This is a genomic window from Hydrogenophaga electricum (assembly GCF_030160815.1).
In the GTDB taxonomy this organism is placed as follows: domain Bacteria; phylum Pseudomonadota; class Gammaproteobacteria; order Burkholderiales; family Burkholderiaceae_C; genus Hydrogenophaga; species Hydrogenophaga electricum.
In genome coordinates this window covers 1-23,671 of record NZ_BSPB01000054.1, presented here as the reverse complement: position 1 = coordinate 23,671, position 23,671 = coordinate 1, and the positions used below count along the sequence as shown (strand labels likewise).

Sequence of the window (23,671 nt, the reverse complement as noted above, 5' to 3'; positions counted from 1 at the left end):
TGTTCATCCGGGGGGATTCCTCTGAGAGTTCTGAAGCGTCGTAACTCCAGTCTCCCAGACCCTTCCGGGTGAACAACCTATTGAGACATCACAACTAAGCCAAGTCCAGCCAGACCCGGCCACCCTCGACCTTCACCGGCCAGCTCCTGATCGGTTCCGTGCAGGGTGCCAACGTCGCTGCGCCGGAGCGAATGTCGAAGCGGCCTTGATGAAAAGGGCATTCGATCTCGAACCCCTCCAGAAAACCATCGCACAGCTTGGCGTGGCCGTGCGTGCAGAGGTTGTCGGTGGCAAACACCTGCCCGTCCTGCAGGTACAGCGCGATATCGTGCCCAGCAGGTGCGACCGGGATGCCCGCGCCTTCGAACAGATCGGCCTCGGCGGCCACGTCGGTCCAGTTGCTCATGAGTGCTGTCCTGATCAAATCGGGTAAATGATGGAATTGGGGATCATCTCGCTGTCGTAGATGCACAGACGCTGGGCGAACTTCAGGCCGTCCGGCGTCTTCGTCACGATGTCGAGGTAACGGCCAACGTTGAACACCGTGCTGGGGCCGTCGAGCTTGGTGCGGAACACCGCGTAGTTGGCCTCGCAGTGCAGCCGCCCCTGCTCGTCGGTCTGGCGCACGACCGGCGCACCCACGACGTGGCGCTGGTAGTACGGGTCGTGGAACAGGGTTTCCTTGATACCGTAGACACGGTCGCGCAGCATGGCCTGGCTGTCGAAGGCAAGCGTCGAGAGCGGGAACCCGCGCTCGTGGTTCTCGCGCGGCTGCAGCTTGTACACGCCGTCCACGGTGAAAAACTCCGGCCACAGTTCCCACTGGCCGCTGTCCACCGCAAACGCGTAGTCGCTGTAGAGCTGCTGCAGCGCCTGCCAGGTGTCGAAGTCAACTTTGACGAGCGCGCTCATGCGGCACCTCCTTCGTTCTTCTCCGGTGCCTCCATGACTTTTCGCCAGTACCCGTACATGCCACGGATCAGCGTCTCGGTCACCATGTGATCCGTTTCGCCCACCTCGCGCCCGCCCAGTTCGGCCAGCGCGCGGTGCTGCGGCTTGCTGTCGAAGGCTTGTTGCGAGAACTCGATCACCTCGCCGTCGTCGGCGCTGACAAAGCCGGCCGGGCCGAACAGGTTGGCCTGGCGCAGACGGCGCTGCGTCATCTCTTCCGTGTCGTCCGCAAAGCCGAAGTGCGTCCACACGAAGTCGAAGGCGCCGTGGCCGTCGGGCTGGATGTGGCGCGTGCTCACGCTGTTGACCTGCTGCTGGAAGATCACGCTGGGGAACAGGGTCGTCATGACCGCCGTGGGAACTTGAACCCCCACACTCGGCACTTCGTGTCCTTCGCTGCCCCCCGAGGGGGCGCCCGGCGCCTTGGGGCGGCCCGGCGGCGCTGGTTCTTGCCCCCCCAACTGCCACCAGGGCTCGGGCACGATGTCCAGGAAGCGCGGGTCTTCCAGTTGCATCGTCTCCTTGAAACTGGACACCTGCGTCACCTGCGCCGCCTGGCCGCTGGCCTGGCCCATGCTGCCGCGGGTGGAGACCATGGCCGCGTGGCGGTGGTGCGCGTCCATGCGCAGCTCGCTCTTGTTGTCGGCGCGCCAGAGCCCGAAGGTGACGAACCAGGTGTGCAGCAGGCCGGGGTGGTACGGGTCCTTGATGTTCTCCTGCATCAGCTTCCAGTTGCCGGGGATGCGCTGGCGGTTGTAGCCCAGGATGGTGAGCTTGCGGCCGTTGAACAGGCGGTCGAAGTAGGTGAGGATGGTCGGCCCCATGTAGTCTTCCAGCGATTCGACGTTGTGGTCGAAGCTGGCGAACACCACCCCACCGCGCACGGCGACCTTGAGACGCGTCAGGCCGTGGTCCTTGGGATTGAAATCGGCCGGCATGCCGCCGTTGACCTTGCCGTCCTGGCGCACGCCGCGCCGGAACGGCACGCCCTGCAGCGTGCCGTCGGGCTGGTAGCTCCACTGGTGGTAGGGGCAGACGAACTCGGTGGCGTTGCCGTGGCGCTTGCGGCAGAAGCGCATGCCGCGGTGCGCGCAGACGTTCTCCACCACGTGGATCTGGCCGTCGGCCGCACGGGTCATGATGACCGAGCGTTCGCCGACCACGGTGCGCTTGAAGTCCCCGGCGTTCGGGATCTCGGCTTCCAGGCCAACGTAGCACCAGTGGCCCTGGTAGAAGAAGCGATCGAGTTCGCGCCGGTGGCGCTGCTCGTCGGTATAGACGGCAAACGGGATGCGGCTGGTGCCGCCGGCTTCCCAGTGCAGGGCGTCGGGCCCGCTGGCAGGGTGCATGCTTGTCTCCGTGGGTGTTCTTGTGGCCCGCATGATCGGGGCAGTCCGACCATCCGGCAAGGGAATTGGCGTGATACCCTTTATTCACCCCGTGAATATGCAAGAGCCATGAAGCTGACCGAGCTGGATCTCAACCTGCTGCTGGTGTTCGACCGCCTGGTGCAGGACGGCCGGGTCTCGCGCGTGGCCGAGTCGCTGGGGCTGAGCCAGCCGGCGGTCAGCAACGCCCTGCGCCGCTTGCGCGACCTGCTGGGCGACGAGCTGTTCCTGCGCACCCCGGCCGGCATGGTGCCCACGCCTTATGCCCAGCAACTGGCGTCCCCGGTGGCGCAGGCGCTGCACACGCTGCAAAGCGCGCTGAACGTGCGCGCCAGCTTCGACCCGGCGAACAGCGACCGCTGCTTCACCCTGGCCATGACCGACGTCGGCGAGATCTACTTCCTGCCGGTGCTGATGGACACCCTGGCGCACGAGGCCCCCGGCGTGACCCTGCGCGCCGTCACCGTGGCCGACTCCACCTTGCGCGAGGACATGGCGACCGGCCGCGTGGACCTCGCCCTGGGCTCGCTGCCGCCATTGCAGGCAGGCTACTTCCAGCAGGCGCTGTTCCGCCAGCGCTACGTGGCGCTGATGCGCCAGGCGCACCCGCTGGCCGTGCGCCCGCAGGTGACCGCCACGCTGTACCGCCAAGCGGCGCACGTGCGCGTGGTGTCGGCGGGCACGGCGCACGGTCTGGTCGAAGAAGCCCTGCAACGCCTCGGCGTGCACCGCACGGTGCAACTGACCGTGCCGCACTACGTGGCCCTGGGCCATGTGTTGGGCAACACCGACTTGATCGCCACCGTGCCCGAGCGCCTGGCCGAGCGGCTGACAGCGCCCCACGCGCTGGTGGCACGCCCGCTGTCGCTGAAGCTGCCGGTCAGCACCATCGCCCAGTACTGGCACGCCCACCTGCACCGCGACCCCGGTCATCAGTGGCTGCGGGGGTGCCTCGCGAGGCTTTTTGGTGCGGGCGAGGCAGGCACGGTTTCTGCGTGACCGCCGTTTTCATCTGTACCAATCCCATGAACGAACCGCATCTGCTCTCCCGCCGCCACGCCCTGATCGGCTTCTCCGCCACCGCATTGGGCCTGGGTGCCTGCGCCACGCGCCCCGCCCCTTCGCCGGTCAATGCCCTGTTCGCCGGCCAAGTCAACGACCAGGGATTCATGCAATCGGGCTACGAAGGCTTCGTCCAGGCCCAGAAGGCCTTCGGCCTGTCGGGCCGCTACATCGACAAGGTCGCACCCCGCAAAGAACTGCTCGAAGCCGCGCTGCGCGACCTGGCGGGTGGCGCAGCCGGTCTGGTCATCGCCCACGGCGGGCAGAACAACGCCGCCGCCCAGCAAGTGGCCAGCGAGTTTCCCAACGTGCGTTTTGTGGTCACCCAGGGCAACGTGAAGGCCGCCAACCTGTCGAGCTATGAGGTACTGCAGGAGCAATCGGCCTTTCTGGCTGGCGCGCTGGCCGCCCTGACCACCCGCACCGGCGTGGTGGGCCACATGTCCGGCATCCGCGTCACCCCGGGCCTCAAGGGCCGGGCGGCTTTTGCTGCGGGCGTCGCGGCCACGGACCCCAAGGTCAAGCTGCTGACCAACTTCTCGGGCAACCAGGACGACAATGCCCTGTCCAAACGCATCGCCCTGGCCCAGATGGACGCCGGTGCCGATGTCATCTTCACCATGCTCAACGCCGGGCGCCAGGGTGTGACCGACGCCTGCGCGGAGCGCCAGACGCGCCAGATCGGCAACGTGATCGACTGGACGCAACGCAACCCCGGTGTCTTCATCGGATCGGCGATGGCCACAGTCAGCAAGGCGGTGTTTGCCGCCGCCCGCGACCATGCCGAAGGCCGCTGGCAGGGCGGCGTGCTGCGGCAGATCGGCCTGGAAGACCCGGAAGCGGTGCGCCTGGCCCTGGCGCCGGATGTGGCCGCGCCCGTGCGGGCAGCGCTCGAGAGCGTGCGAAGGGACATTGCGGCCGGCAAGGTGCGTATCCCCGAGCAATACACCGGCCCCGAGTTCACGGCCTGACCCGATTGCAGGGCCACGGCCCTGTGAACGAAATCACCACAATGTGTTTCGTTGGTGAGAGATATTGAACAACGGGGCCAGCGCCCCAAGAAAACATCCGTCATGGCGGGCACAATCGCCCCATCGCCATGCAACGCCACGAGACTGTCCGTGATTGAAATCCTGTTCCGCCTGGGCCTGGCCCTCCTGATGTCGCTGGGTTTGGCGGTGTTGCTGGCTTGGAGCTGGGACCAATCCGAACCGCTGACGGTCCAGAGTGAGCGCACGACCGAGACGCTGAGCACCACGATCCCGGGGCGCTGAGCCGGCTGGCCACAGCCATGCCCGGCGCAACACGCCTTCGCTATCTGGCCCTCTGGCTGGCCAGTGCTGTCCTGTCCTTCAACGCTTTCGCGCAAGCAGCCTATCTGACCCAGGGCCAATGCGCCGGCTTCCCCCGCGTCGCGCTGGCCACGCCTGCCGGCTGGTGCGCGGGCCTGGTCGCCACGGGCACGCAAGGGCTTTCCATGCCCCGCCGCATTCTGGAAGTGGCCCCCGGCCGCTTCTGGATCGCCGACATGGGCAACTGGGAACCCCACCGTGGGCGCCTGCTGGAACTGGTCCTGCCCGAGGCCCCGGGCGACGAAGCGCGCACCCGCATCCTGGCCGCCCGGCTCGACCGCCCGCACGGCCTGGCGCTCGGACCCGACGGCAAGGTCTACGTGGGCGAGGCCGGCACCATCTGGCGCACCCCGGTCGGGCTGAACGTGCAGCGCGAAGACGTCATCACGGACCTGCCCGCCGATGGCGCGCACCCGCTCAAGGAAATCGTCTTCGGCCCTGACGGCCACCTGTTCATCAACCTCGGCTCCGCCACCGACGCCTGCCGCGACGACCGCCAGCAGCAGCCCCTGCCCTGCCCGGAAAAACAGGGCCCGCAACCGCGCGCGGCGGTGTACGAGGCCGTGCTCGGCGGACCGGAACACACCCTGCAGTCGCTGCGCCCCCACGCCACCGGCCTGCGCAACTCGCTCGGCCTGGCCTTCACCGCCGGCCCGAAAGGGCCGCGCCTGTGGCAGGCCGAGAACTCGGTCGACTACACCGATGCCACGCTGCCCGCCGAAGAGCTCAACGAACTGAAACCAGGCTCTGACCACGGCTGGCCCCAATGCCTGAGCGACGCCCGCGGCCGCCCGGTCGTGGCGCGCGGCTACGAAGGCCGCACCCGCTGCCGCGCCAGTGACCACACGCCGCCGGTCATGGCCTGGCCCGCGCACGTGGCACCGCTGCAACTGCTCACGGTGCCGCCCGCCGACCACCCGGACCGCGCCACACCCTGGAGCGGCCGGCTGCTCGCCGTCTGGCACGGCTACCGCAGCCAGGGCCACCGGATCGTCAGCTTCACGCTCAACCGCGACGGCCAGCCCACCGGCGCCGCCCGCAACGAGGTGGCCGGCTGGACAGCGCAGCGGGGCGTGCGCCCACTGGGCAACCCGGCCGGCATCACCGTCGACCGGCAGGGGCGGCTGTGGATCGTGGAGGACCGCAACCGCACGGTGCTGGTGGTGGCGCCGGAAGGAAAGCACCGGTAGCGGAGCGCGTTCCCTGAAAAGGACGAAGCCCGGCCCGGGCACACCCCGGGCCGCTTTGAGACAATCGCCCCATGCTTCAGTTCGACCTGCTCAAAACCGAAGGCCATGCGCGCCGCGGCCGGCTCACGCTCAACCACGGTGTGGTTGAGACGCCCATCTTCATGCCCGTGGGCACTTACGGCACCGTCAAGGGCGTCATGCCCGCGAGCCTGGAAGACATGGGCGCCCAGATCATCCTGGGCAACACCTTCCACCTGTGGATGCGTCCGGGCCTGGACGTGATGCAGAGCTTCGGCGGCCTGCACGGCTTCGAGAAGTGGGACAAGCCCATCCTCACCGACTCGGGCGGCTTCCAGGTCTGGAGCCTGGGCGACATGCGCAAGATCACCGAAGAAGGCGTGCACTTCGCTTCGCCCGTCAACGGCGACAAGCTGTTCATGTCGCCCGAAGTGAGCATGCAGATCCAGACGGTGCTCAATTCCGACATCGTGATGCAGCTCGACGAGTGCACGCCCTACTGGCAGGGCGAGAAGAACGTGGGCCACATCACCACCGAAGCCGAAGCCCGCAAGAGCATGGAAATGAGCCGGCGCTGGGCGGTTCGGTCAAAAACCGAATTCGAGCGCCTGGGCAACCCCAACGCGCTGTTCGGCATCGTGCAGGGCGGCATGTTCGAACACCTGCGCCAGGAATCGCTGGAGGCGCTGGTCGAGATGGACTTCCCCGGTTACGCCATCGGCGGCGTGAGCGTGGGTGAGCCCAAGGACGAGATGCTGCGCATCATGGCGCACACCCCGCACCGCCTGCCGGCGCACAAGCCACGCTACCTGATGGGCGTGGGCACACCCGAAGACCTGGTCGACGGCGTGGCCTGCGGCGTCGACATGTTCGACTGCGTCATGCCCACGCGCAACGCGCGCAACGGCCACCTGTTCACGCGCTACGGCGACCTGAAGATCCGCAACGCGCGGCACAAGAGCGACCACCGCCCGCTCGACGAAACCTGCACCTGCTACGCCTGCGCCGGCCGCTCCGGCGTGGCCCATGCCGATGGCGGGCGCGACGGCTTCAGCCGCGCCTACCTGCACCACCTGGACCGCTGCGGCGAAATGCTCGGCCCCATGCTGGCAACCATCCACAACCTGCACTACTACCTGAACCTGATGAAAGAAGTGCGGGCTGCGCTCGACGCCGGCGCCTTCGCCGCCTTCCAGCAGCAGTTCCGCAGCGACCGCGCGCGCGGCGTATGACCTCAGGCCCCGAACACCCCGACATGACCACGCCACCGAACCCGACCCCTGCCGAAGCCACCCCGGCCCCCGCCACCCCCGCAGCAGACACCGCCGCCCCGGCCCGCAATCGCTCATCGCGCAACCGCCCGCCACGCCGGGCCCCGGCCGGCAACCCGGCGCGCCGTGCCGGCACGGCCGAAAGCAGCAAACGCCCCGCCAGGCCGCAGCACCCGGTGCTGGAGCAACTGGCCACGCTCTACCCGGCGCTGTTCGGCGAGACGCCCAAACCGCTCAAGCGTGGCATCTTCCAGGACCTGCTGGCCGCCCACCCCGACGCCCTGGACAAGGACGCGCTCAAGACCGCCCTCGCCCTGCACACCCGCTCCAGCCGCTACCTCACCGTGGTCGCCAGCGGCCAGCAGCGCCACGACCTGGCCGGCCAGGCGGTGGAAGACCTGGCGCCCGAACACGTGCACCACGCACTGGTGGAAGTGTTCCGCCGCCGCCAGCAGCGCACGCCCGAAGACCTGCGGCCCAAATTCCGCCAGCGCGTGGCCCAGGCATTTGAAGCCAGCGGCCTGAGCCGCGAGGCCTATGCCGAAAAAGTGCTGGGCCGTGACGAGGAAGTCAACGCGCTGACCCTGGAAGCCCTGGCCGACGTGGCCAGCCAGGCCGCGCGCGACGAGGCCCTGCTGCGCGCCTTCCACGGCAGCGGCCTGTCGCCCGCCGACTTCGCCAGCAGCTACGGCCTGCCGCTGGGCGACGTCCAGCGCGCCATCCGGCGCAGCGGCGCCAGCGACCACTGACCGCCGCGCTGCGGCCGCGGCCGTGGGTCAGGCCCGCACCAGCCCGGCGTCGGTGGACACCGCGTACGCGCTGTGCTGCGGTATCGGGCTGCCGGCAGACGGCACGGCGCTGATGATGGGCGCCTGGGTCCTCACGCCACCGAAGATCGTGGCGAACGCCACATCGGCGGCGTCGCGGCCGGTGCCGATGCGCATGAACCCCATGGGAATGCCCGTCCCCGACGGATCAAAGATGCACCAGCGCCCGCCCAGATAGACCTCGACGTAGGCGTGGAAGTCGGGCGGGCCCAGGGCCGGATCGGCCCCGTAATCGGTGCCGGTGGCGATGCGCGCCGGAATGTTGAGCGCGCGCAGCAGCGCAATCATCAGGTGCGCAAAGTCCCGGCACACACCCACCTGCTCGATGAGCGTGTCCACCGCCGACGTATTGCCATTCGTGGTGTTCGGCGTGAAGGTCACCTGGCGCTGCACCCAGTGCTGCACGGCCATCACCCGGTCATGGCCCTGCCACAACGAGCCGAAAGCCTGATGGGCCAGACGGCCCAGCCGGTCCGACTGGCAATAGCGGCTGGGATACAGGTAGCGCAGTGCGTCAGCCGGCAACTGCGCCACCGGGATTTCGTTCAACTGCGTCGGCGGCACGCTGTGGTGTTCGATTTCCACCAGCGCGGTGTAGACCAGCCGGAGCGGCCCCGGACCGGCCCGCAGGCGCAGCAGCCGGTTGCCGCTGTGCGACTCGGTCTGCAGCAGGGGCGACAGCGCCTGGCTGAGCCACAGGTTCTCGTTCAGCACCCGCTGCTGCGGCGTGAACGCGGGATGGATGTTGAAGATGAAGTCCGCACCGAAGGCATCGATGTCGTAGTTCAACTCGATGCGCAAATCAAGGCGAATCATGGCGGTGGGCAGGTACCACGGGCACCCGGCTTTCCGGAAAAGTCAAACAAGGCTGCAGTATGCGCCCATACGGCGCCTCAACCGGCCACTCAGGTCGCTGTTTGTGCAGGTGCGTCCTCTGCCCGCCCCGCGGGCACAGCCGCTGTGCCGCACGCAAAACAGTAGCGCGCAAACGCACTTTTGCGGGTGCTGCAATGGCCGCAGCGGTCGAACAGGCACAGGCCGCAATGCGGGCAGAAATCGGTCTTGCCGTCCTTCAGATCGACCGCACGTTCGCAACCCGGGCACACGTTCTTGGCCAGCCGGGCCTGCGCCAGGTCGTAGTCCAGCTCCTTGCGGCGCTGGTTGTCGGGTTGGGCTTCGGCCTGCTTCTGCCGCTCCAGATAACGTTGCAGCGCCTGGATGGCGTAGCGACCACCGATCACCGTGAGCACGATGCCGACGATGTAGCGCACGTAGCCACCGTAGCTCGGCAGATAGGGCACCAGTTCGACGAAGAAGGCGAACAGCGCGAAGAAGATGAAACCCCACACGAACGGCCACGATGCGCCCTGACGGTGCTTCTTGAACAGCCAGCCCGCCACCACCAGCAGCGGCAGCGTGAGCGCCAGGCGGTAGCCGAACACGCGCAGTTCCTGGGCGCGCTGGGCCGACCGGTAGGCCTCGCGGGCTGCGTCCTGCAGACGGCCCAGTTCGGCCTGCGCCCGCTGGCTGGCCTGGCTGGCGTCCAGCGCGGCCTGCTGCTGTCGCTGCACCGCCGCGAGCGCGTCGCGCTCGGCCTGGCGCAGACCGTCCAGTTCGCGCGTGCGCTGCAGCAGTTCGTCATCCTGCTCGGGCCGCTGCGTGGCACGGCGCGTGGCCAGCCAGTTGTCGAAGGTCTCGCGCGCCGCGCGGTTGTCGGCCCTGGCGGTCTGCAACTTCAGTTGCGCCTGTTCCAGCGCGGCCTGCGCGTCCTCCGCCGCCTGCTCCGTGGACTTCAGCGTCTGGCGCAGGGCCGCTGTGCGCGACGCGTCCATGAAGTCTTCCAGCGAGCGTTGCTGCTCCACCTGCGGCAGATCGCCCACGATGGTGCTGCCCAAGCCGGTGAGAAACCACGCGAACAGAAACGCCACCAGCCACAGGCCACGGCGGAACCACTTTTCCGACAAACGCAAAGCGTTGCTCATGTCAACTTCCCTCTTTCTTCATGGAATGCCCACGACGATACGTCGCCGCGCGCTCATTCTCCCGCACGCCCTGCGACGGCTTCACAGAACCAGTTGCTGCGGCGCTGAACCCAACCCGGTGCGGGTCATCCAGTCGAGCACGGAATCGACCGTCACCGTTTCAATGCGGTCGGAGAACCGCTTGGCGTTCGGGTGATCGTCGAAGCGGATGTGCGCCGACGTGCTGCTGGCGCCCAGGCGCGTCATCGGGCCCAGCCGCAGCGTGCTCGGCTGGTAGCCCTTGAACCCCAGCCAGGCCTGTGCCTGCGGCCGTGTGGTCACGCCCGGGTCGGCCGCCAACGCCAAGGTCTCCAGCGCCCACTGGTTGGACTGCTGGTAGCGCGTGCCCCAGGCGTAGGCCACCATGTTGTAGGCCCGCTCGTTCAGCCGCACGCTGCGCGCGGGGTCGGTCAGCACGGCGTACAGCGGTGCCTGCAGCAACGGCGCCGGCACCGACCACACCGCCTCGTGACGCCACAAGTCGTCCAGGAAAAACTCCCCCAGGCCCTGGCGGTACAGCGCCCCGTGGCCCGTGCCGCACTGGTTGAGCTTGTGCAGCACGCGCCACGGCCCTTCGGTCGTCTTGTAGGCCCAGCCCAGGTGCGACCAGCGCAGCTGGTACTTTGACAGGTCCTGCCCCGCCCGGCCCAGCACCACCACCCGCGCGCCGCTGCGCACGAACTCGGCGTCCAGCGCCTGTGCCATGCGCTGCGCCAGTTCCAGGCCTTGCTCCAGCGCCTGTGGCGTCAACGGACGCGCCTCGCAGGAACGGCCGGCATGGGCCGCGGTGACGGCGCATGCGCAAAGCAGCGCCAACCCCAAATGCCATTGGGTTTTCATGATGCCTCTCGTGTGAAATGGCCCGTCCAGCAGACACCACAGAACCGGCTGAGCCGGGCCGCTGGTGTCGCCCCCAGGGGAAAGCGGAAAGCGTGTTGCGGGGTTCAGTGGGTGATTTTCTCGTTGTGCAGCAACGCACGGCCCAGCGCGTTCGGGATGAAGCACAGCACCTCCCCCGCCGCCGAAAGCACCACCCCCGCACCGATCACGCTCACCGCGACCGCCGTGCCCACACTGGCCCCCACGCCCGAAGCCGCATGCCCGGTCACTTCCACACTGGTGCGCGCACCATCGGACACGCGCTCCAGCACGATCACCGTGCCGCGCGCCGACACGTCCACCGCCTTCACCACCAGCACCGCGCCGCTGAGCGTCAGCGCTGCCGGCACCGTGCTCAGCGCAGCAGCACCGCCTGCGGCCGAAGCCCCCGCCCCCACCACCGACGCCACCGGCAGGGCCGACAGCGCCAGTGAAGCCTCGCTCTGCGCCCGCACCGGCGCCGCCACCAAGGCAGCGGCCAGACAGCCCGCCACACACAGCTTCTTCAGAAAAACAGCGTTCATGTCATTGCTCCTGCGTGGGGAAGCGATCGCGAGCACGGTCCATCAGGTCCGCCTCATGCCGGTCGCGCAATGTTTTGGCCAGCGTGAACGCCGACGTCACCAGGTACAGCCAGCTCACGCCCAGATAGGCCTTGTAGGTCTCGTTGATCTCCATGCGGAGCAAGCCCCAGACCGTCAGACCCATCGCGACACCGAAGCCACCCCACACCACGAAGCGCCACATCGGTGTCTCGGACTCTCCCGCCCGCTGCGCGGTCTGCTGGTCGCGCACCGCCTTGGACAGCACGAACGCGGTCGAAAGGCAGAACACATACCCCATCACCATGAACGCCCGGTCCAGCGCCTGACCGGGCAGCCACGCCAGGCCGATGGCACAGAGAAAGACCGCGAGCCCGAACGAGGCCCAGACCTGGAACTGCCAGGCGCGGGTGTCGCGCATCACGATGAGGGGGGAACGGGAGCCGCTGACCATGTGAAACCTCGGTGGGTTGTTGAACATGGGGCGGATGGTGGCAACCCTCACGGTGAACCGGCGCACTTTCATCCACCAGAACAGGTTTCGATAACCACCAGCATCGAATTTCGATACCCTCGCACACTGGCTGTTTTCGGATCTCGGTCGTTTTCCGGTTGGCACGCCCCACGCAGCAGACCGGAAGACCATCTGCCGTGCGATCCAGCAGGCCAAACAGGGGGGCACGAGGCAACAACTCAGGGCACTGGCATGGAACCCTTCACTGCCCAGCAATGCACCGAGCTCCAGAACCTCTGCGCCACTTGGTTGGGCATGAATTCCAGCGCCCCATTCAATTCTGTGAAGGAGTGGCAACAATCGATAGCTGGCCTTGGATAATGCGCCGGTTATTCAAAAAATTACCCGAGGAGTTCCATGAAATTTTTCCGCTACTTTTTCGTTGCATTGACAGCCACGGGCTTGTGGGGCTGCGCATCTGTCGACAAAGCTGCCATACAGACGGCGACAGACGGAAAGTCGTTGGCCATTGCTGCCACGCTGGATTCGACCATTCGGCTTTCCTGGATAGGAACAACGGCATTCAACAACGACTCGTCCAAGCTGGAGCGCCCTGATTGGCAACTGGCGTCCCTGGCATTGAAAAATGCTGAAACGACTTTGAGCAAGGGAGGCCGTTTCACAACCGTCAAGGCATTGGAGCTCGACGGGCTCACCAAGGAAGATGTGTTGAAGCATCCTGCCGCGCAGGTGGCTGACCTGATTGTGGTGATTTCACCTTCAGTCGGTGGTGACTTCGTTCCTTTGAATGAAGTCCCTCTCAAGGGAATCGGCGTGCGCCAGCGTTCCGCGTTTGGGTTGCCGCCTTACTCAGCAGCCTACGCCTCGCTGGAAGCCGGTTTGTTCGAAACCAAAACGGGCCGCCAGATCGCATTGGTCACCGAAACCTCGCTGAAGATGATCGTTGACAAAACACACGGCAAAGCCGCCTTGGACAAAGGAGCGACGTTGAAACCGGAGCTGGAGCCTGTGGTGGAAAACGATATCAAGACGGTTGTGAGCGCCGCGATCCAGGAATTGATTCAGCGTTTGGGACTGGGGCAGGAGTAAAGGCCTGCGTCCAGGCCGCGGTGTTTGTATTCACTCGAGGCCTTCCCGTTTTGCACCGCTTTCATGGAAGAAGGCACCAGTCCGCCCGCGGCGTGGGCGCCGGCTCCGGAGCGCACGCCACTCTTCAATCCAACAACCCCGCCACCCGCTCCCGCAACCCCTCCGGCGTCACGTCTTCCGCCTTCACCGCGTCGCCCACATTCAGCCCCACGCGGCTGAACATGCCCCGCCGGAAGGGGCGCACCATGGCCTGGTGTTTGCCGTTGACCACTTCGATGCGGCTGAAAAACGACCCCCACAGGTGGGTCAGCGCCATGGGGATGACCGGCACTTCGGGCAGGCCGTCGGCTTTGGCCGTTTCGAGGATCTTCATGATGCCGCCCTTGAAGGGCTTCAACTGGCCATCGCGCGTGATGGCGCCTTCGGGGAAGATGCCCACCAGATCACCGGCCCGCAGGGTGTGCGCCACCTCGCGGAAGGCGGCTTCGTAGACCGCCGGGTCTTCCTTCTGCGGCGCGATGGGGATGGCCTTGGCCAGCCTGAACAGCCAGCCGAGCACCGGCACCTGGAAGATGCGGTGGTCCATCACGAAGCGGATCGGGCGCGGGCTGGCGGCCATGAGCAGCACCGCGTCGACAAAGCTGACGTGGTTGCACACCAGCACGGCCGCACCGCCGGTGGGAATCCGCTCGTCGCCGCGCACCTGAAAGCGGTAGACGAAGCGCGAAGCCGCCCAGGCCACGAAGCGCAGCAGGTATTCGGGCACCAGCAGGAAGATGTAGCCGGCCACCACGGCGTTGGCCAGACCGACGATGAGGAACAGCTCGGCGATGCTGAAGCCCGCAGCCAGCAGCGCACCGGCCAGCAGCGAACTGGCGATCATGAACAGCGCGTTGAGGATGTTGTTGGCCGCGATGATGCGGGCGCGGTGCGTGGGCTGGCTGCGCATCTGGATCAGCGCGTACATGGGCACGCTGTAGATGCCGGCGAACAGCGAGAGCAGGCCCAGGTCGGCCAGCACGCGCCAGTGCGCGGGTTCAGCCAGGAACTGGCCGAGCGTGAGCACGGCGGTGGATGGCGGCACGCCCTTGGCCGCGAAGTACAGGTCCACCGAAAACACCGTCATGCCGATGGCGCCCAGCGGCACCAGGCCGATTTCCACATGCCGGCGGCTGAGCACTTCGCACAGCAGCGCGCCCGCGCCGATGCCGACCGAAAACACCACCAGCAGCAGCGAAGCCACCTGTTCGTTCCCGCGCAGCACGTCGTGCGCGAAGGCCGGAAACTGGCTCAGGAAAACGGCGCCGAAGAACCACATCCAGCTGATGCCCAGCAGCGAGCGGAACACCACCACGTTGCCGTGCGCGAGCTGGAGGTTGCGCCAGGTTTCGGTGAAGGGGTTCCAGTTGATCCGCAAGGCCGGATCGGTGGCGGGCGAGACCGGCACGGCCTGCGCCAGCGCACGCCCCAGCAGGGCCAGCAGCAGGCAGGCTGCGGCCACATAGCTCGGACCGACCAGGGGCAGCGCGATCAGCAGGCCGCCGGCCACGTTGCCCAGCAGGATGGCGACGAAGGTGCCCATTTCGACCATGCCGTTGCCGCCGATGAGTTCGCGCTCGCTCAGGTGCTGCGGCAGGTAGGCGAACTTGACCGGGCCGAACAGCGTGGAATGCAGGCCCATGAGGAACACGCAGAACAGCAGCATCGGCACGTGCTGCTGCATGAAGCCCCAGCCGGCCAGCAGCATGATGGCGATCTCCAGGTTCTTCACGAAGCGGATCAGCACCTCTTTGGGGTACTTGTCGGCCAGCTGCCCGCTGGTGGCGGAAAACAGCAGGAAGGGCAGGATGAACAGCGCGCCGATCACCAGCCCGGCCATCGACGCCGGCAGCCATTGCACCTGCAACTGGTAGGTGACCAGCACGGTGAAGGCGAACTTGAAGACGTTGTCGTTGCCGGCACCGAGAAACTGCACCCAGAAGAAGGGGCCGAAGCGGCGCTGCGTGAGCAGGGCAAACTGGTTGCTGTGGCCAGCGTGGGCGATGGCGTCGGTGCTCAACGCGGCTTGCGGGGTGGACATTCGGGTCTCCTCCAGAGGTGTTCTTGGCGCGGGGTTCACGCGGCGCGGCCCGGTGCATTCTGCCGCAGGCTCGCGGGGGCTTTGGCTGGGCGCTGCGGCCTCAACGCCACGATCACGGGCCAGGCCGCGAGCGCCGCGGTAAGGTGCTTGAGGCTGTGGCCAGAGAGCGTGTCGGCGGTGGCGTGGAACACGGCGGCATCGCCCAGCTCCAGCGCTTTGGCGAGCGCGTACAGACCGATCAGCGCCCCCAGGCGGATGCCAATGGCGCCAGCCACCGGTGTGCGCAGCGCCAGCCAGACGATGAGCGCCATGCCACCGAACTGCATCACGGCCCAGGGCAGCACGTTGCCGGTGAACGCTGGCAGGATGGCAGAGAACGTGGCCAGCGGCAGCGACAGGTGCAGCGACCAACGGGCTGGCACCTGCCCCACGCGCTCGGCCACGGCCAACGAGATCGCCCCCGCGAAGGTCACGGCCATACCCAGGCGGTCCCAGACCAGACCCGAAACGTCGGGCGCCCAGTGGTACCCCGCCGAGCCGAAGCCGGTGGCCACCAGCCCGGCGAAGAACACCAGGGCGGCCTTCTGCGTCGCACCGGGCAGCGTGCGGCCTCGCAAGGCCAGCAGACCCCAGAGGCCCGCGAGAGTGAGCGGCGCGTTGGTGAGCACGTCCATCACGTTCGGAATACCGAACAGGGTGCGCGCGTCGACGAAGGGGTGGCCGTGCGCGTGCAGGTGGGCGTGGGCGTGGCCGTGGCCGTGGGCGTTGAGCGTGAACCCAAGCGCTTCGGACAGCGCAGGCCCGGCGGTCAGCGCGAGCAACCAGAGCAGCAGCAGGGCGGTGGCCCAGCGCGCGAAGGCGGGAGAGGGGGAAACGGCGGGCAATCGCATGGGAACTCCAGGGGGTGGAACAGCGGGCGCAGTGTCCGGGCGGCCCACCGGATCGGGTGGCTCCATGCGATACAGTGGCCATTTTTTTCACCACTGGTATCGCTAATCGGTACCCGATCCGCATGAGCACCACCCTCGACCTCGTCGGCACGATCAAGAAGGAACTCAAGGCCGCGCAGATGACCTACGCCGACCTGGCGCAAGCGCTGGGCATGGCCGAGTCGAGCGTCAAGCGCATGCTGGCCAAGGGCGACATGTCGCTCTCGCGGGTGGACGAGATCTGCCGCGCGCTCAAGATCGACTTCGCCGAACTCGCGCGCCGCGTGGCCGACGCGCAGCCGCTGCTCAAGGAAATGACGGCTGAACAGGAACGCGCGGTGGTGGCCGACAAGAAGCTGCTGCTGGTGGCGATCTGCGTGCTCAGCCAGTGGACGCTGGAGCAGATCACCGCCGCCTACCGGCTCACCGAGGCCGAATGCGTGAAGTACCTGGCCCAGCTCGACCGCATCGGCATCATCGAGCTGCGCCCGCTCAACCGCTACCGCCTGAAGCTGGCCAAGACCTTCCGCTGGCGCCCGCACGGCCCGGTGATGAACTACTTCCGCGAGCACGCTCTGCTCGACTACTTCGCGGGCGGTTTCGACGGCTCGGGCGAGGGCCTGATGCTCGTGCACGGCTCGGTCAGCCGGGCGCTGGCGCCGGTGTTCCTGGAGCGCCTGCAGCGTGTGGCGCAGGACTTTGCGCAGCAGCACCAGACCGACCAGAAGCTGGCCCAGAAAGACCGAGAGGGCTACACGCTGGTGCTGGCGATGCGCAGCTGGGAGTTCGAAGCCTTCACCGCGCTGCGGCGCTGAACGGCCCGCGCGCCGCGCCAGCGGCTCAGGTGGCGAAGCCCTGCAGCGGGGGCGGGGCCTGCCGGTCGAAGCGCTGGTGGATGGCGTTGACCTCGGCTTCCAGCGCGCCCAACAGCAGTCCCATCGCCACCGAGGTGGTGTAGCCCGAGCGCTGGTAGATGCCGCTGAACAGGCGCGCGGCGGCATCTTCCAGCGCCACCCACACCAGGCGGCCCGCGTCCACGTCTTCGACCACGTTGTCGGGCAACAGGAAGCTCACCGCCTGGCTGCCCGCCACCAGGCGCCGCACCATGGGCACCGAGCTGGTTTCCACCAGTGGGCGGCCGGCGCGCGCCAGGCGCGGGTCGATGCGTTCGAGCAGGCTGCGCAATTCCATGTCGGGCGACATCATCACCAGCGGGTGGTCCAGGCAGTCGCGCAGCCGCAGCAGGCGCGCGGGGGTGTGCAGCGGGTGCCCGGGCGCCATCACCACGCCCAGTTGCTGCGGGTGTGCCCGCACTTCTTCCACACCGGGCGGCGGGGTGCGCCGCAGGCAGTAGGCAACGTCGATCTCGCCGTTGGCCACGCCCCGCAGCAGCGATTCGCCATTGCCCGAGCGCACGCTGAAGGTGATGCCCGGGTGGCTGCGCTGCACCGACTGCACCACCTGCGGCAGCAGCGATTCGGCGGTGGAGTGCGAGACGCCGATGTTGACGTGGCCGCGGCGCAGGGCGCGCATGTCTTCGACCTGCGTGAGCGCGTTGTCATAGTCGCGCTGGCTGCGGCGCACGGCGGCGATCATGATTTCGCCCGCAGCGGTGAGCTGCATGCCCCGGGGCAGCCGGTCGAACAGCGGCGTGCCGACCTGCGCTTCGAGGTTGAGCACCTGCTGGTTGACCGCCGCCGCCGTCAGGTGCAGGGTCTCGGCGGCCTTGCGCACCGAACCGCGACGGGCCACTTCGTCAAAACAGCGGAAAGCCTGGGAGATCGCGGGCATGGCCGGCGAGTGTAAAGATTTTTCTGACAGGGATGCAAAAACATTGCGCTGTTCCTGACGCTGAACGCCCTCTACAGTGCACACCCAGACGCCCCGAGAGTCCCTGTTCGGCGGCGATGCACCCCCTCAGCAAGGAGCCTCCCATGGCCACCACCGTCGACCAGATCACCCAGCGCCGCCGCGGCGTGGGCCTGATCGCCCACGACCCCGCCGCCAGCGCCGGCGGCTACACCCTGATCGCGCCGCAGACCGCCGACGGCCACGTATACCTGATCGACATCGAAGGCCGTGTCGCACACCAGTGGAAGCTGCCGGTGCGCGCCGGTCGGCACGCGGTGATCCTGCCCAACGGCAACCTCGGCTACAACGGCAACCACGCCGAATCGCCGGACCGCTACGCGCCCTGGTCGATGTGGCACGGCGGCGATTTCTACGAGGTCACGCCCGCAGGCGACGTGGTCTGGCGCTACCAGGACCCGGCCCACCACCACGACGCGCAATGGCTGCCCAACGGCCACCTGCTCTACGCCGCCTGCGACGTGGTGCCCGAAGGTTTCGCCGCGCGCGTGCCCGGCGGCACCGCGCACGGCCCCGACGAAGTGATGTACGCCGACGTGATCCGCGAGGTCAACCGCGCGGGCGAACTGGTGTGGGAATGGAAGGCCTGGGAACACCTGAAGCCCGAGGACTTCCCCATCCACCCGGGCTTTGGCCGCTACCACTGGCCGCTGGTCAACGGCCTGGGCGTGATGGCCGACGGCACGGTGCTCATGAGCCTGCGCACCACCGCCGGCATCATCGGCGTGGACAAGGCCAGCGGCGCGGTGACGCTGCACGTGCCGCCCAGCGTGGTTTCGCACCAGCACGCGCCGGTGCCGCTGGCCAACGGGCACATCCTGGCCTTCGACAACGGCAACTTCCGCGAAGGCGCCCACGTGGCCTTCTCGCGCGTGGTCGAGATCGACCCGGCCGACAACCGCGTGGTCTGGAGCTACCAGGACGAGATGGTCAACGCCTTCTACACCGCCTTCATGGGCAACGCCCAGCGGCTGTGGAACGGCAACACGCACATCACCGAATCGGCCACCGGCCGGCTGTTCGAGGTCAACCCCGACGGCGAGGTGGTGTGGGAATACGTGATCCCCTGGTTCGCCGAATACCCCGACGCCGCCGCGCGCAAAACCGGGCCGGGCCGCCTGAACAGCGTGTTCCAGACCTTCCGCTACCCGGCCTCGGCGCTGCCGTGGCTGCGGGCCTGACGCCTCGACGGAGCGCATGATGAACCACAGCATCGCCCGCGTGGCGCAACTGGGGGTGTCGCTGGGCCTGGTGCTGGTGCTCTGGAGCGCTGCGTCGCTGGCCGGCTGGCTCAACCCCGACTTCGTGCCCGCCCCCGGCACCATCCTGCACGCCGCGCTGGAGCAGTACCAGGAAGGCGTGCTGATGGCCGACCTGGCGATCTCGCTCAAGCGCTCGGCCGTCGGCTTCGCGCTGGGCGCCGTGCTCGGCGTGGTGCTGGGCCTGCTGACCGCGCGGCTGCGGCCCGTGGGCTACACGCTGCACCCGCTGCTCAACATCCTGCGGCCGATCCCGGCGATCGCGTTGGCGCCGCTGGCCATCGTGTGGTTCGGCATCGGCGAGCCCTCCAAGTACTTCCTGATCACGTACACGGTGTTCCTGGCGGTCTGGCTCAACACCGACCACGGCGCCTCGCAGATCGCACCAACCTACATCCGCGCCTCGCGCTCGCTGGGTGCCGGCACCTGGCGCGAATTCTTCGAGGTGGTGGTGCCGGCGGCCGCGCCGCACATCGTCTCGGGCCTGCGCCTGGGCGCGGCGCTGGCCTTCCTGAGCCTGGTGGCGGCAGAGCTGACGGGGGCCTCGTCGGGCATCGGCTACCGCATTCAGGAGTCGCGCCAGTTTTTCCGCACCGACCGCATGTTCGTCGGTCTGATCGAACTCGGCCTGCTCGGCGGCCTGCTGGACTTCGTGTTCGTGCAGATCAGCCGCCGCCTGGTGCACTGGGAGCAGTCATGAACACCGCCACCGTTTCGCCCCCGGCCCCCGCACGCGGCGACGTGCAGGGGCACGACGCCGAGGTGCGCTTCCGCCAGCGCGGCCGCGACATCCAGGCGCTGGCGCCGGTCTCGCTCGCCCTGGCCCCGGGGTCGTTCACCTCGGTCATCGGCCCCTCGGGCTGCGGCAAGTCGACGCTGCTCAACGCCATCGCCGGCTTCACGCCGCTGAGCAGCGGCAGCCTGCAGGTCGACGGCGCCATCGTCAGCGGCCCCTCGCCGCGCGTGGGCGTCATGTTCCAGCAGTACGCGCTGTTCCCGTGGTTCACCGCCGCCGGCAACGTCGAATTTGCGCTCAAGCGCTTCGGCCTGCCGCGCGCCGAGCGCCGCACCGCCGCGCTGCAGGCGCTGGACGAAGTGGGCCTGTCGGGCAAAGCCGACCACCACCCTGGTCAGCTCTCGGGCGGTATGCGCCAGCGCGTGGCGCTGGCCCGCACGCTGGCCGCACGGCCCGACGTGCTGCTGATGGACGAACCCTTCGGTGCGCTGGACGCGCAGACCCGGCTGGCCATGCAGGAGCTGCTGCTGCGCATCTGGGAAGCCCGCCGCACCACGGTGCTGTTCATCACGCACGACATCGACGAAGCCCTGCTGCTGTCCGACCGCGTGCTGGTCATGTCGGCCGCGCCGGGCCGCTTCATCGACGACCTGGCCATCGACAGCCCCCGGCCGCGTTCGGTCGAGCAGATCGACGCCACCTACATCGCCCGCCGCAACCACCTGCTGCGCCTGCTGCGCGACGCGCACTGATACCGCCCTTCAACCCCGCCACCTTTCTTTGCCCTCCAGGAGAACCGCCATGAAATCCCTGCTGCGCGCCGCCGCGCTGATGCTCTTTGCCACCCGGGCCCTGGCCCAGGATCCGACCCCGGTGTCGATCGGCTGGGGCGCCTACCCCGACGTGCCGCAGATCGCGCAAGCGGCCGACAAGAAGCTCTGGGCGGCCGAGAAGCTGGACGTGAAGATCGTGCCCTTCGCCAGCGGCCGCGCCGGCTTCGAGGCGCTGATCGGGGGCCAGCTCGACTACGCGGTGATGGCCGAATTCCCGGCCGTGGCCGGTGTCATGCGCAACCTCAAGTTCTCGGTGGTGGCCGTGCTCTCGCAGTACCGGAGCTTCCGCGTCATCGCCAAGGGCGATCAGCCGCTGACCGACCTGAAGGCCCTGGCCGGCAAAAAGATCGCCATGCCGCTGGGTACCAACGTGCACTACATCATCGCCAGCGCGCTCGCCGCTGCGGGCGTGCAGGCCGAGCTGGTGAACGTGCCGCCGCCCGAGATGATTCCCGCCCTGGCCCGCGGCGATGTCGACGCCATCGTGCCTTTCCCCAACGCCTACCCCACGGCCCAGCGCGTGCTCGGCGCGCAGTACCGCGAACTGCGCCTACCCGGCCACGCCAGCAGCTTCATCCTGGCCGCCTCGGAGAAGGCCAGCGCCAACCCGGCACAGACGCGCCGCGTGCTGGCGGCCCTGCTCAAGGGCGAAGAACTGGTGCACCGCGACACCGCCGAAGCCCAGGCCACCACCGCCCGCTTCGTCGGCCCGGCCTTGCCGGCCGACGCCATCAAGGCCGCCTGGGGCGACTACGAGTTCCGCATCAAGCTCGACCCGGCCACGCTGGACGTGATGGTCAAGGAAGGCCAGTGGCTCAAGGCGCGCGGCCTGGTCAAGGAAGGCGAGCCCAGCACCGCGCTGTACCGGCGCTGGATCGACGCCGCCCCGCTGCAGGCGCTCGACCCCAGCCGCGTGACCCTCGCGCCCTGAGCCGCCCAGACGCAGCCCGCCAGGCCCGTCGCATGAAGCTGCTGTTCAACCTGCGCTGCCGCGACATCGAGGCGCAACTGGCCTTCTACCGCGCGCTGCTGGACCTGCCCGAAGCCGCCTACACACGTTCGCCCTCGTTCCGCTCGGTGCACACGCCGGACTTCCTGTTCGGCTTCGAAGCCGCTGCGCGCCGGGCCTCGCCCGACCGGCCCGCCGCAGCGCGACGCACTGCAGCAACCCGGGCCGGGGGCTACCCCATTTTTTTGCTGGACACCCCGGCCGAGGTGGACGCCGTGGCGGCCCGGGTCGAAGTGCTGGGTGGGCAGTTGCTGCGCGCGCCCTTCGCCACCGCCTACGGCCAATGGCAGGCGCTGCTGGCCGACCCCGAGCACAACCGGCTGCGCCTGGCCTGCGAAGACCTGCCGCCGGGGATCAGCGCGCCATCTTCGGCCTGAGCGCGAACCGCCAGGATCAGGCGGCTGGCACGCCGTCGTGCACGAACACCGTGAGCACCCCGGTGTACCCGTAGAGCTGCTGGTGCGCGATCTCGCCATTGGCAAAAAAACCCACCAGCGGCACATCACCCAGCGCGCGGCGCACGATCTGCAACTCGGCGCTGGGAGCACCGAAATGCGGTCCGCCACGGCCGGAGCAGCTCACGTAGATGGCACCGGCGATCTGGCGCGGGGCGGCAGGTGTGGCATCGTCCGGCGCGGTGAACACATCACCGATGCCCGACATTTCGGGCGCCAGTTCTTCGCGGATTTCGCTGCAGATGCGCACCAGATCGGCCCGCGCCGCCTGCGCATGGCGCTCGCAGAATGCCAGCCGCGCGCCCAGGGACGGCCGCTCGGCGATGGCAATGCCGCGCCGCCCCGGGTCGAGCCCGATGATGTGGCGCACCAGCACCTCCGGGCCAAACTGGCCGCGGGCATGCGACGGGTGGTTGAGGTCGAGATCCAGGCCGCTGCGCGACGGCGGCGTGATGCCGACCAGGGTGCGCCGCAACCGCGCCATGGCGGCCTCGGGCTGGTCGAGGTCGATCTCCAGCTCGCGCAGCAGCACGTCGAGCGCCGGCTCGCCGTCCAGCGCGAGCACCACGTTGTCTTCCACGGCGGTGACCTCGCGCTCGCGGTCCACCGGCTGCGCGCCCTGCGTGACGCGGGAGATCAGCTCCACCTCGGGCCCGAAGGCCACGCCACTGATGCCCCCGCTGAGCACGCCGCTGGCCTCACCCTGCCCCCGCAGGTTGCCCGCACTGCCCAGCGCGAATTGCACGTTGGCCGAGCGGCTGGCGGTCAGGCCGCCGAACACGTAACCGGTCTGGGTGCGCTCGGCCAGTTCGGCCACCAGTTCGCCCAGGTCGTGCAGCTGCGGGTCGGCATGCAGCAGCGCGGTGTGCGCCACGAAACCGCCATCACCCGTGCCGCTGGCCGGCAGCGGTGCCACGCCGCTGAACACGCGGTACTGGTCGGGACTGAGGTCGCACAGCATGACCGCCAGCGCCGGCTCGTCGAAGTATTCGGCGTTGTTGGTCGCGATGCCGATACCGACCGTGCCGGCCCAGTCGGTCACCTCGCGCAGTTCGGCGCTGATGTGGTCCAGGATGGCCTGCGCTTCGCTGGCGTAGTGGTCGGTGATGTAGAGCAGCCCGAGCGAGGGCGCGGCCGCCTGCTCAGGCAGGGCCATCTGCGCACGCAGTTGCGCCAGCACCAGCGCGGCGGCCATGCGCCACTGCGGGTGGGTGGCGTGGGCGTAGGGAAAACGTTTCATTGCAACAGGCCAAGTCAGCGGCGGCGCCCCGGGGTTCGCCGGGCCGGTGCAGGTGCGGAAGCAGGAGCAGCCGGCGCTGGCGCCGACTGGAAACCCGGAAAAAACGCCGTGGGCAGCGGCCAGTCACCCGCGCCCAGGCCGCTCTGGGTGGCCGCCCGGCGGGCCGCAGGCGCGGCCGAAGCGCGGCCACGGGCCG

General features: G+C 68.3%; 25 protein-coding genes and 1 pseudogene. 13 read left to right on the top strand and 13 right to left on the bottom strand.

Annotated elements, in window-relative coordinates:
* Window positions 1-94: 94 nt before the first annotated feature.
* Genes QQK43_RS19625 through QQK43_RS19615 form a run of 3 tightly spaced genes read right to left on the bottom strand, consistent with a single transcriptional unit; the run spans window position 95 to window position 2,300 of the window.
* Entirely contained in the window at window positions 95-406 is a 312-nt protein-coding gene (locus tag QQK43_RS19625; RefSeq protein WP_234264433.1) for a non-heme iron oxygenase ferredoxin subunit, read from the bottom strand.
* 14 nt (window positions 407-420) lie between these two features.
* Window positions 421-912, bottom strand: a complete 492-nt coding sequence (locus QQK43_RS19620) for an aromatic-ring-hydroxylating dioxygenase subunit beta (protein ID WP_284309131.1) — start codon at window positions 910-912, stop codon at window positions 421-423.
* The gene (locus QQK43_RS19615) at window positions 909-2,300 is read right to left on the bottom strand and encodes an aromatic ring-hydroxylating dioxygenase subunit alpha (protein WP_284309130.1); all 1,392 of its coding nucleotides are present in this window, start codon (window positions 2,298-2,300) and stop codon (window positions 909-911) included. The genes QQK43_RS19620 and QQK43_RS19615 overlap by 4 nt, the downstream gene beginning before the upstream one ends.
* A gap of 108 nt (window positions 2,301-2,408) precedes the next feature.
* Between QQK43_RS19615 and QQK43_RS19610 the strand changes: the two genes are divergently transcribed.
* From QQK43_RS19610 to QQK43_RS19585, 6 genes are all read left to right on the top strand, one after another.
* Window positions 2,409-3,338, top strand: a complete 930-nt coding sequence (locus QQK43_RS19610) for a LysR family transcriptional regulator (protein WP_284309129.1) — start codon at window positions 2,409-2,411, stop codon at window positions 3,336-3,338.
* 26 nt (window positions 3,339-3,364) lie between these two features.
* Window positions 3,365-4,372, top strand: a complete 1,008-nt coding sequence (locus tag QQK43_RS19605) for a BMP family protein (RefSeq protein WP_284309128.1) — start codon at window positions 3,365-3,367, stop codon at window positions 4,370-4,372.
* 150 nt (window positions 4,373-4,522) lie between these two features.
* The gene (locus QQK43_RS19600) at window positions 4,523-4,675 is read left to right on the top strand and encodes a hypothetical protein (RefSeq protein ID WP_284309126.1); all 153 of its coding nucleotides are present in this window, start codon (window positions 4,523-4,525) and stop codon (window positions 4,673-4,675) included.
* Between the two features lie 17 nt (window positions 4,676-4,692).
* Window positions 4,693-5,943: a PQQ-dependent sugar dehydrogenase gene (locus QQK43_RS19595; protein ID WP_284309124.1), complete on the top strand. Its 1,251-nt coding sequence runs from the start codon at window positions 4,693-4,695 to the stop codon at window positions 5,941-5,943.
* Window positions 5,944-6,014: 71 nt separating this feature from the next.
* Window positions 6,015-7,193, top strand: coding sequence for a tRNA guanosine(34) transglycosylase Tgt (tgt, locus tag QQK43_RS19590; protein ID WP_234264427.1), 1,179 nt, complete (start codon window positions 6,015-6,017; stop codon window positions 7,191-7,193).
* Window positions 7,194-7,216: 23 nt separating this feature from the next.
* Window positions 7,217-7,981: a ProQ/FINO family protein gene (locus QQK43_RS19585; protein WP_284309122.1), complete on the top strand. Its 765-nt coding sequence runs from the start codon at window positions 7,217-7,219 to the stop codon at window positions 7,979-7,981.
* 27 nt (window positions 7,982-8,008) lie between these two features.
* On the opposite strand, the gene QQK43_RS19580 is transcribed toward QQK43_RS19585, so the two are convergent.
* The 5 genes from QQK43_RS19580 to QQK43_RS19560 all read right to left on the bottom strand — a co-directional run bounded on the left by QQK43_RS19580 (window position 8,009) and on the right by QQK43_RS19560 (window position 11,982).
* Entirely contained in the window at window positions 8,009-8,875 is an 867-nt protein-coding gene (locus QQK43_RS19580; protein ID WP_284309120.1) for a transglutaminase-like domain-containing protein, read from the bottom strand.
* Window positions 8,876-8,964: 89 nt separating this feature from the next.
* A complete protein-coding gene (locus QQK43_RS19575) occupies window positions 8,965-10,041 on the bottom strand; it encodes a zinc ribbon domain-containing protein (protein ID WP_284309118.1) in 1,077 nt (358 codons plus the stop codon).
* An 81-nt stretch (window positions 10,042-10,122) separates the two neighbouring features.
* Window positions 10,123-10,920, bottom strand: a complete 798-nt coding sequence (locus QQK43_RS19570; RefSeq protein WP_284309116.1) for a DUF2145 domain-containing protein — start codon at window positions 10,918-10,920, stop codon at window positions 10,123-10,125.
* A 104-nt stretch (window positions 10,921-11,024) separates the two neighbouring features.
* Window positions 11,025-11,483: a hypothetical protein gene (locus tag QQK43_RS19565; RefSeq protein WP_284309115.1), complete on the bottom strand. Its 459-nt coding sequence runs from the start codon at window positions 11,481-11,483 to the stop codon at window positions 11,025-11,027.
* A 1-nt stretch (window position 11,484) separates the two neighbouring features.
* Window positions 11,485-11,982 carry a YiaA/YiaB family inner membrane protein gene (locus QQK43_RS19560; RefSeq protein WP_370465319.1) on the bottom strand — a complete coding sequence of 166 codons (498 nt, stop codon included), beginning with the start codon at window positions 11,980-11,982 and terminating at the stop codon, window positions 11,485-11,487.
* Between the two features lie 390 nt (window positions 11,983-12,372).
* On the opposite strand from QQK43_RS19560, the gene QQK43_RS19555 reads away from it, so the two are divergent.
* A complete protein-coding gene (locus QQK43_RS19555) occupies window positions 12,373-13,065 on the top strand; it encodes a hypothetical protein (RefSeq protein WP_284309114.1) in 693 nt (230 codons plus the stop codon).
* Window positions 13,066-13,189: 124 nt separating this feature from the next.
* On the opposite strand, the gene QQK43_RS19550 is transcribed toward QQK43_RS19555, so the two are convergent.
* Window positions 13,190-15,145, bottom strand: coding sequence for an MFS transporter (locus QQK43_RS19550; protein ID WP_284309112.1), 1,956 nt, complete (start codon window positions 15,143-15,145; stop codon window positions 13,190-13,192).
* 35 nt (window positions 15,146-15,180) lie between these two features.
* Window positions 15,181-16,035 (bottom strand): hypothetical protein, encoded by an 855-nt coding sequence (locus QQK43_RS19545; protein WP_284309111.1) that lies wholly within the window; start codon window positions 16,033-16,035, stop codon window positions 15,181-15,183.
* Between the two features lie 122 nt (window positions 16,036-16,157).
* Here QQK43_RS19545 and QQK43_RS19540 point away from each other — a divergent pair, with 122 nt between their 5' ends.
* On the top strand, window positions 16,158-16,889 hold the full coding sequence (locus QQK43_RS19540; RefSeq protein ID WP_284309109.1) for a helix-turn-helix domain-containing protein: 732 nt from the start codon (window positions 16,158-16,160) through the stop codon (window positions 16,887-16,889).
* A 25-nt stretch (window positions 16,890-16,914) separates the two neighbouring features.
* On the opposite strand, the gene QQK43_RS19535 is transcribed toward QQK43_RS19540, so the two are convergent.
* Entirely contained in the window at window positions 16,915-17,865 is a 951-nt protein-coding gene (locus QQK43_RS19535) for a LysR family transcriptional regulator (RefSeq protein ID WP_234264418.1), read from the bottom strand.
* 143 nt (window positions 17,866-18,008) lie between these two features.
* Between QQK43_RS19535 and QQK43_RS19530 the strand changes: the two genes are divergently transcribed.
* From QQK43_RS19530 to QQK43_RS19510, 5 genes are read left to right on the top strand one after another with little or no spacing between them, the layout of a single operon-like run.
* Window positions 18,009-19,124, top strand: a complete 1,116-nt coding sequence (locus tag QQK43_RS19530) for an aryl-sulfate sulfotransferase (protein WP_234264417.1) — start codon at window positions 18,009-18,011, stop codon at window positions 19,122-19,124.
* A gap of 19 nt (window positions 19,125-19,143) precedes the next feature.
* Entirely contained in the window at window positions 19,144-19,902 is a 759-nt protein-coding gene (locus tag QQK43_RS19525) for an ABC transporter permease (protein WP_284309105.1), read from the top strand.
* Window positions 19,899-20,690 carry an ABC transporter ATP-binding protein gene (locus tag QQK43_RS19520; protein WP_284309103.1) on the top strand — a complete coding sequence of 264 codons (792 nt, stop codon included), beginning with the start codon at window positions 19,899-19,901 and terminating at the stop codon, window positions 20,688-20,690. The genes QQK43_RS19525 and QQK43_RS19520 overlap by 4 nt, the downstream gene beginning before the upstream one ends.
* Before the next feature lie 49 nt (window positions 20,691-20,739).
* Complete coding sequence (locus QQK43_RS19515) at window positions 20,740-21,702, top strand: ABC transporter substrate-binding protein (RefSeq protein WP_284309102.1); 963 nt, start codon at window positions 20,740-20,742, stop codon at window positions 21,700-21,702.
* 32 nt (window positions 21,703-21,734) lie between these two features.
* Entirely contained in the window at window positions 21,735-22,157 is a 423-nt protein-coding gene (locus QQK43_RS19510; protein WP_234264413.1) for a VOC family protein, read from the top strand.
* Window positions 22,158-22,173: 16 nt separating this feature from the next.
* On the opposite strand, the gene QQK43_RS19505 is transcribed toward QQK43_RS19510, so the two are convergent.
* Together QQK43_RS19505 and QQK43_RS19500 are read right to left on the bottom strand one after the other, a co-directional pair.
* Window positions 22,174-23,475: an FIST signal transduction protein gene (locus QQK43_RS19505; protein ID WP_284309101.1), complete on the bottom strand. Its 1,302-nt coding sequence runs from the start codon at window positions 23,473-23,475 to the stop codon at window positions 22,174-22,176.
* 14 nt (window positions 23,476-23,489) lie between these two features.
* Window positions 23,490-23,671 (bottom strand): annotated as a pseudogene (locus tag QQK43_RS19500) (hypothetical protein); the annotation flags it as partial.

What these genes read in the sequence shown, in the direction of transcription:
- QQK43_RS19565 (WP_284309115.1), bottom strand. Translation starts at nt 11,483, where the DNA reads ATGAACGCTGTTTTTCTGAAGAAGCTGTGTGTGGCGGGCTGTCTGGCC.
- QQK43_RS19560 (WP_370465319.1), bottom strand. Translation starts at nt 11,982, where the DNA reads ATGTTCAACAACCCACCGAGGTTTCACATGGTCAGCGGCTCCCGTTCC.
- QQK43_RS19625 (WP_234264433.1), bottom strand. Translation starts at nt 406, where the DNA reads ATGAGCAACTGGACCGACGTGGCCGCCGAGGCCGATCTGTTCGAAGGC.
- QQK43_RS19575 (WP_284309118.1), bottom strand. Translation starts at nt 10,041, where the DNA reads ATGAGCAACGCTTTGCGTTTGTCGGAAAAGTGGTTCCGCCGTGGCCTG.
- QQK43_RS19530 (WP_234264417.1), top strand. Translation starts at nt 18,009, where the DNA reads ATGGCCACCACCGTCGACCAGATCACCCAGCGCCGCCGCGGCGTGGGC.
- QQK43_RS19595 (WP_284309124.1), top strand. Translation starts at nt 4,693, where the DNA reads ATGCCCGGCGCAACACGCCTTCGCTATCTGGCCCTCTGGCTGGCCAGT.
- QQK43_RS19585 (WP_284309122.1), top strand. Translation starts at nt 7,217, where the DNA reads ATGACCACGCCACCGAACCCGACCCCTGCCGAAGCCACCCCGGCCCCC.
- QQK43_RS19580 (WP_284309120.1), bottom strand. Translation starts at nt 8,875, where the DNA reads ATGATTCGCCTTGATTTGCGCATCGAGTTGAACTACGACATCGATGCC.
- tgt (WP_234264427.1), top strand. Translation starts at nt 6,015, where the DNA reads ATGCTTCAGTTCGACCTGCTCAAAACCGAAGGCCATGCGCGCCGCGGC.
- QQK43_RS19535 (WP_234264418.1), bottom strand. Translation starts at nt 17,865, where the DNA reads ATGCCCGCGATCTCCCAGGCTTTCCGCTGTTTTGACGAAGTGGCCCGT.
- QQK43_RS19605 (WP_284309128.1), top strand. Translation starts at nt 3,365, where the DNA reads ATGAACGAACCGCATCTGCTCTCCCGCCGCCACGCCCTGATCGGCTTC.
- QQK43_RS19545 (WP_284309111.1), bottom strand. Translation starts at nt 16,035, where the DNA reads ATGCGATTGCCCGCCGTTTCCCCCTCTCCCGCCTTCGCGCGCTGGGCC.
- QQK43_RS19540 (WP_284309109.1), top strand. Translation starts at nt 16,158, where the DNA reads ATGAGCACCACCCTCGACCTCGTCGGCACGATCAAGAAGGAACTCAAG.
- QQK43_RS19505 (WP_284309101.1), bottom strand. Translation starts at nt 23,475, where the DNA reads ATGAAACGTTTTCCCTACGCCCACGCCACCCACCCGCAGTGGCGCATG.
- QQK43_RS19615 (WP_284309130.1), bottom strand. Translation starts at nt 2,300, where the DNA reads ATGCACCCTGCCAGCGGGCCCGACGCCCTGCACTGGGAAGCCGGCGGC.
- QQK43_RS19555 (WP_284309114.1), top strand. Translation starts at nt 12,373, where the DNA reads ATGAAATTTTTCCGCTACTTTTTCGTTGCATTGACAGCCACGGGCTTG.
- QQK43_RS19550 (WP_284309112.1), bottom strand. Translation starts at nt 15,145, where the DNA reads ATGTCCACCCCGCAAGCCGCGTTGAGCACCGACGCCATCGCCCACGCT.
- QQK43_RS19510 (WP_234264413.1), top strand. Translation starts at nt 21,735, where the DNA reads ATGAAGCTGCTGTTCAACCTGCGCTGCCGCGACATCGAGGCGCAACTG.
- QQK43_RS19610 (WP_284309129.1), top strand. Translation starts at nt 2,409, where the DNA reads ATGAAGCTGACCGAGCTGGATCTCAACCTGCTGCTGGTGTTCGACCGC.
- QQK43_RS19520 (WP_284309103.1), top strand. Translation starts at nt 19,899, where the DNA reads ATGAACACCGCCACCGTTTCGCCCCCGGCCCCCGCACGCGGCGACGTG.
- QQK43_RS19620 (WP_284309131.1), bottom strand. Translation starts at nt 912, where the DNA reads ATGAGCGCGCTCGTCAAAGTTGACTTCGACACCTGGCAGGCGCTGCAG.
- QQK43_RS19525 (WP_284309105.1), top strand. Translation starts at nt 19,144, where the DNA reads ATGAACCACAGCATCGCCCGCGTGGCGCAACTGGGGGTGTCGCTGGGC.
- QQK43_RS19570 (WP_284309116.1), bottom strand. Translation starts at nt 10,920, where the DNA reads ATGAAAACCCAATGGCATTTGGGGTTGGCGCTGCTTTGCGCATGCGCC.
- QQK43_RS19515 (WP_284309102.1), top strand. Translation starts at nt 20,740, where the DNA reads ATGAAATCCCTGCTGCGCGCCGCCGCGCTGATGCTCTTTGCCACCCGG.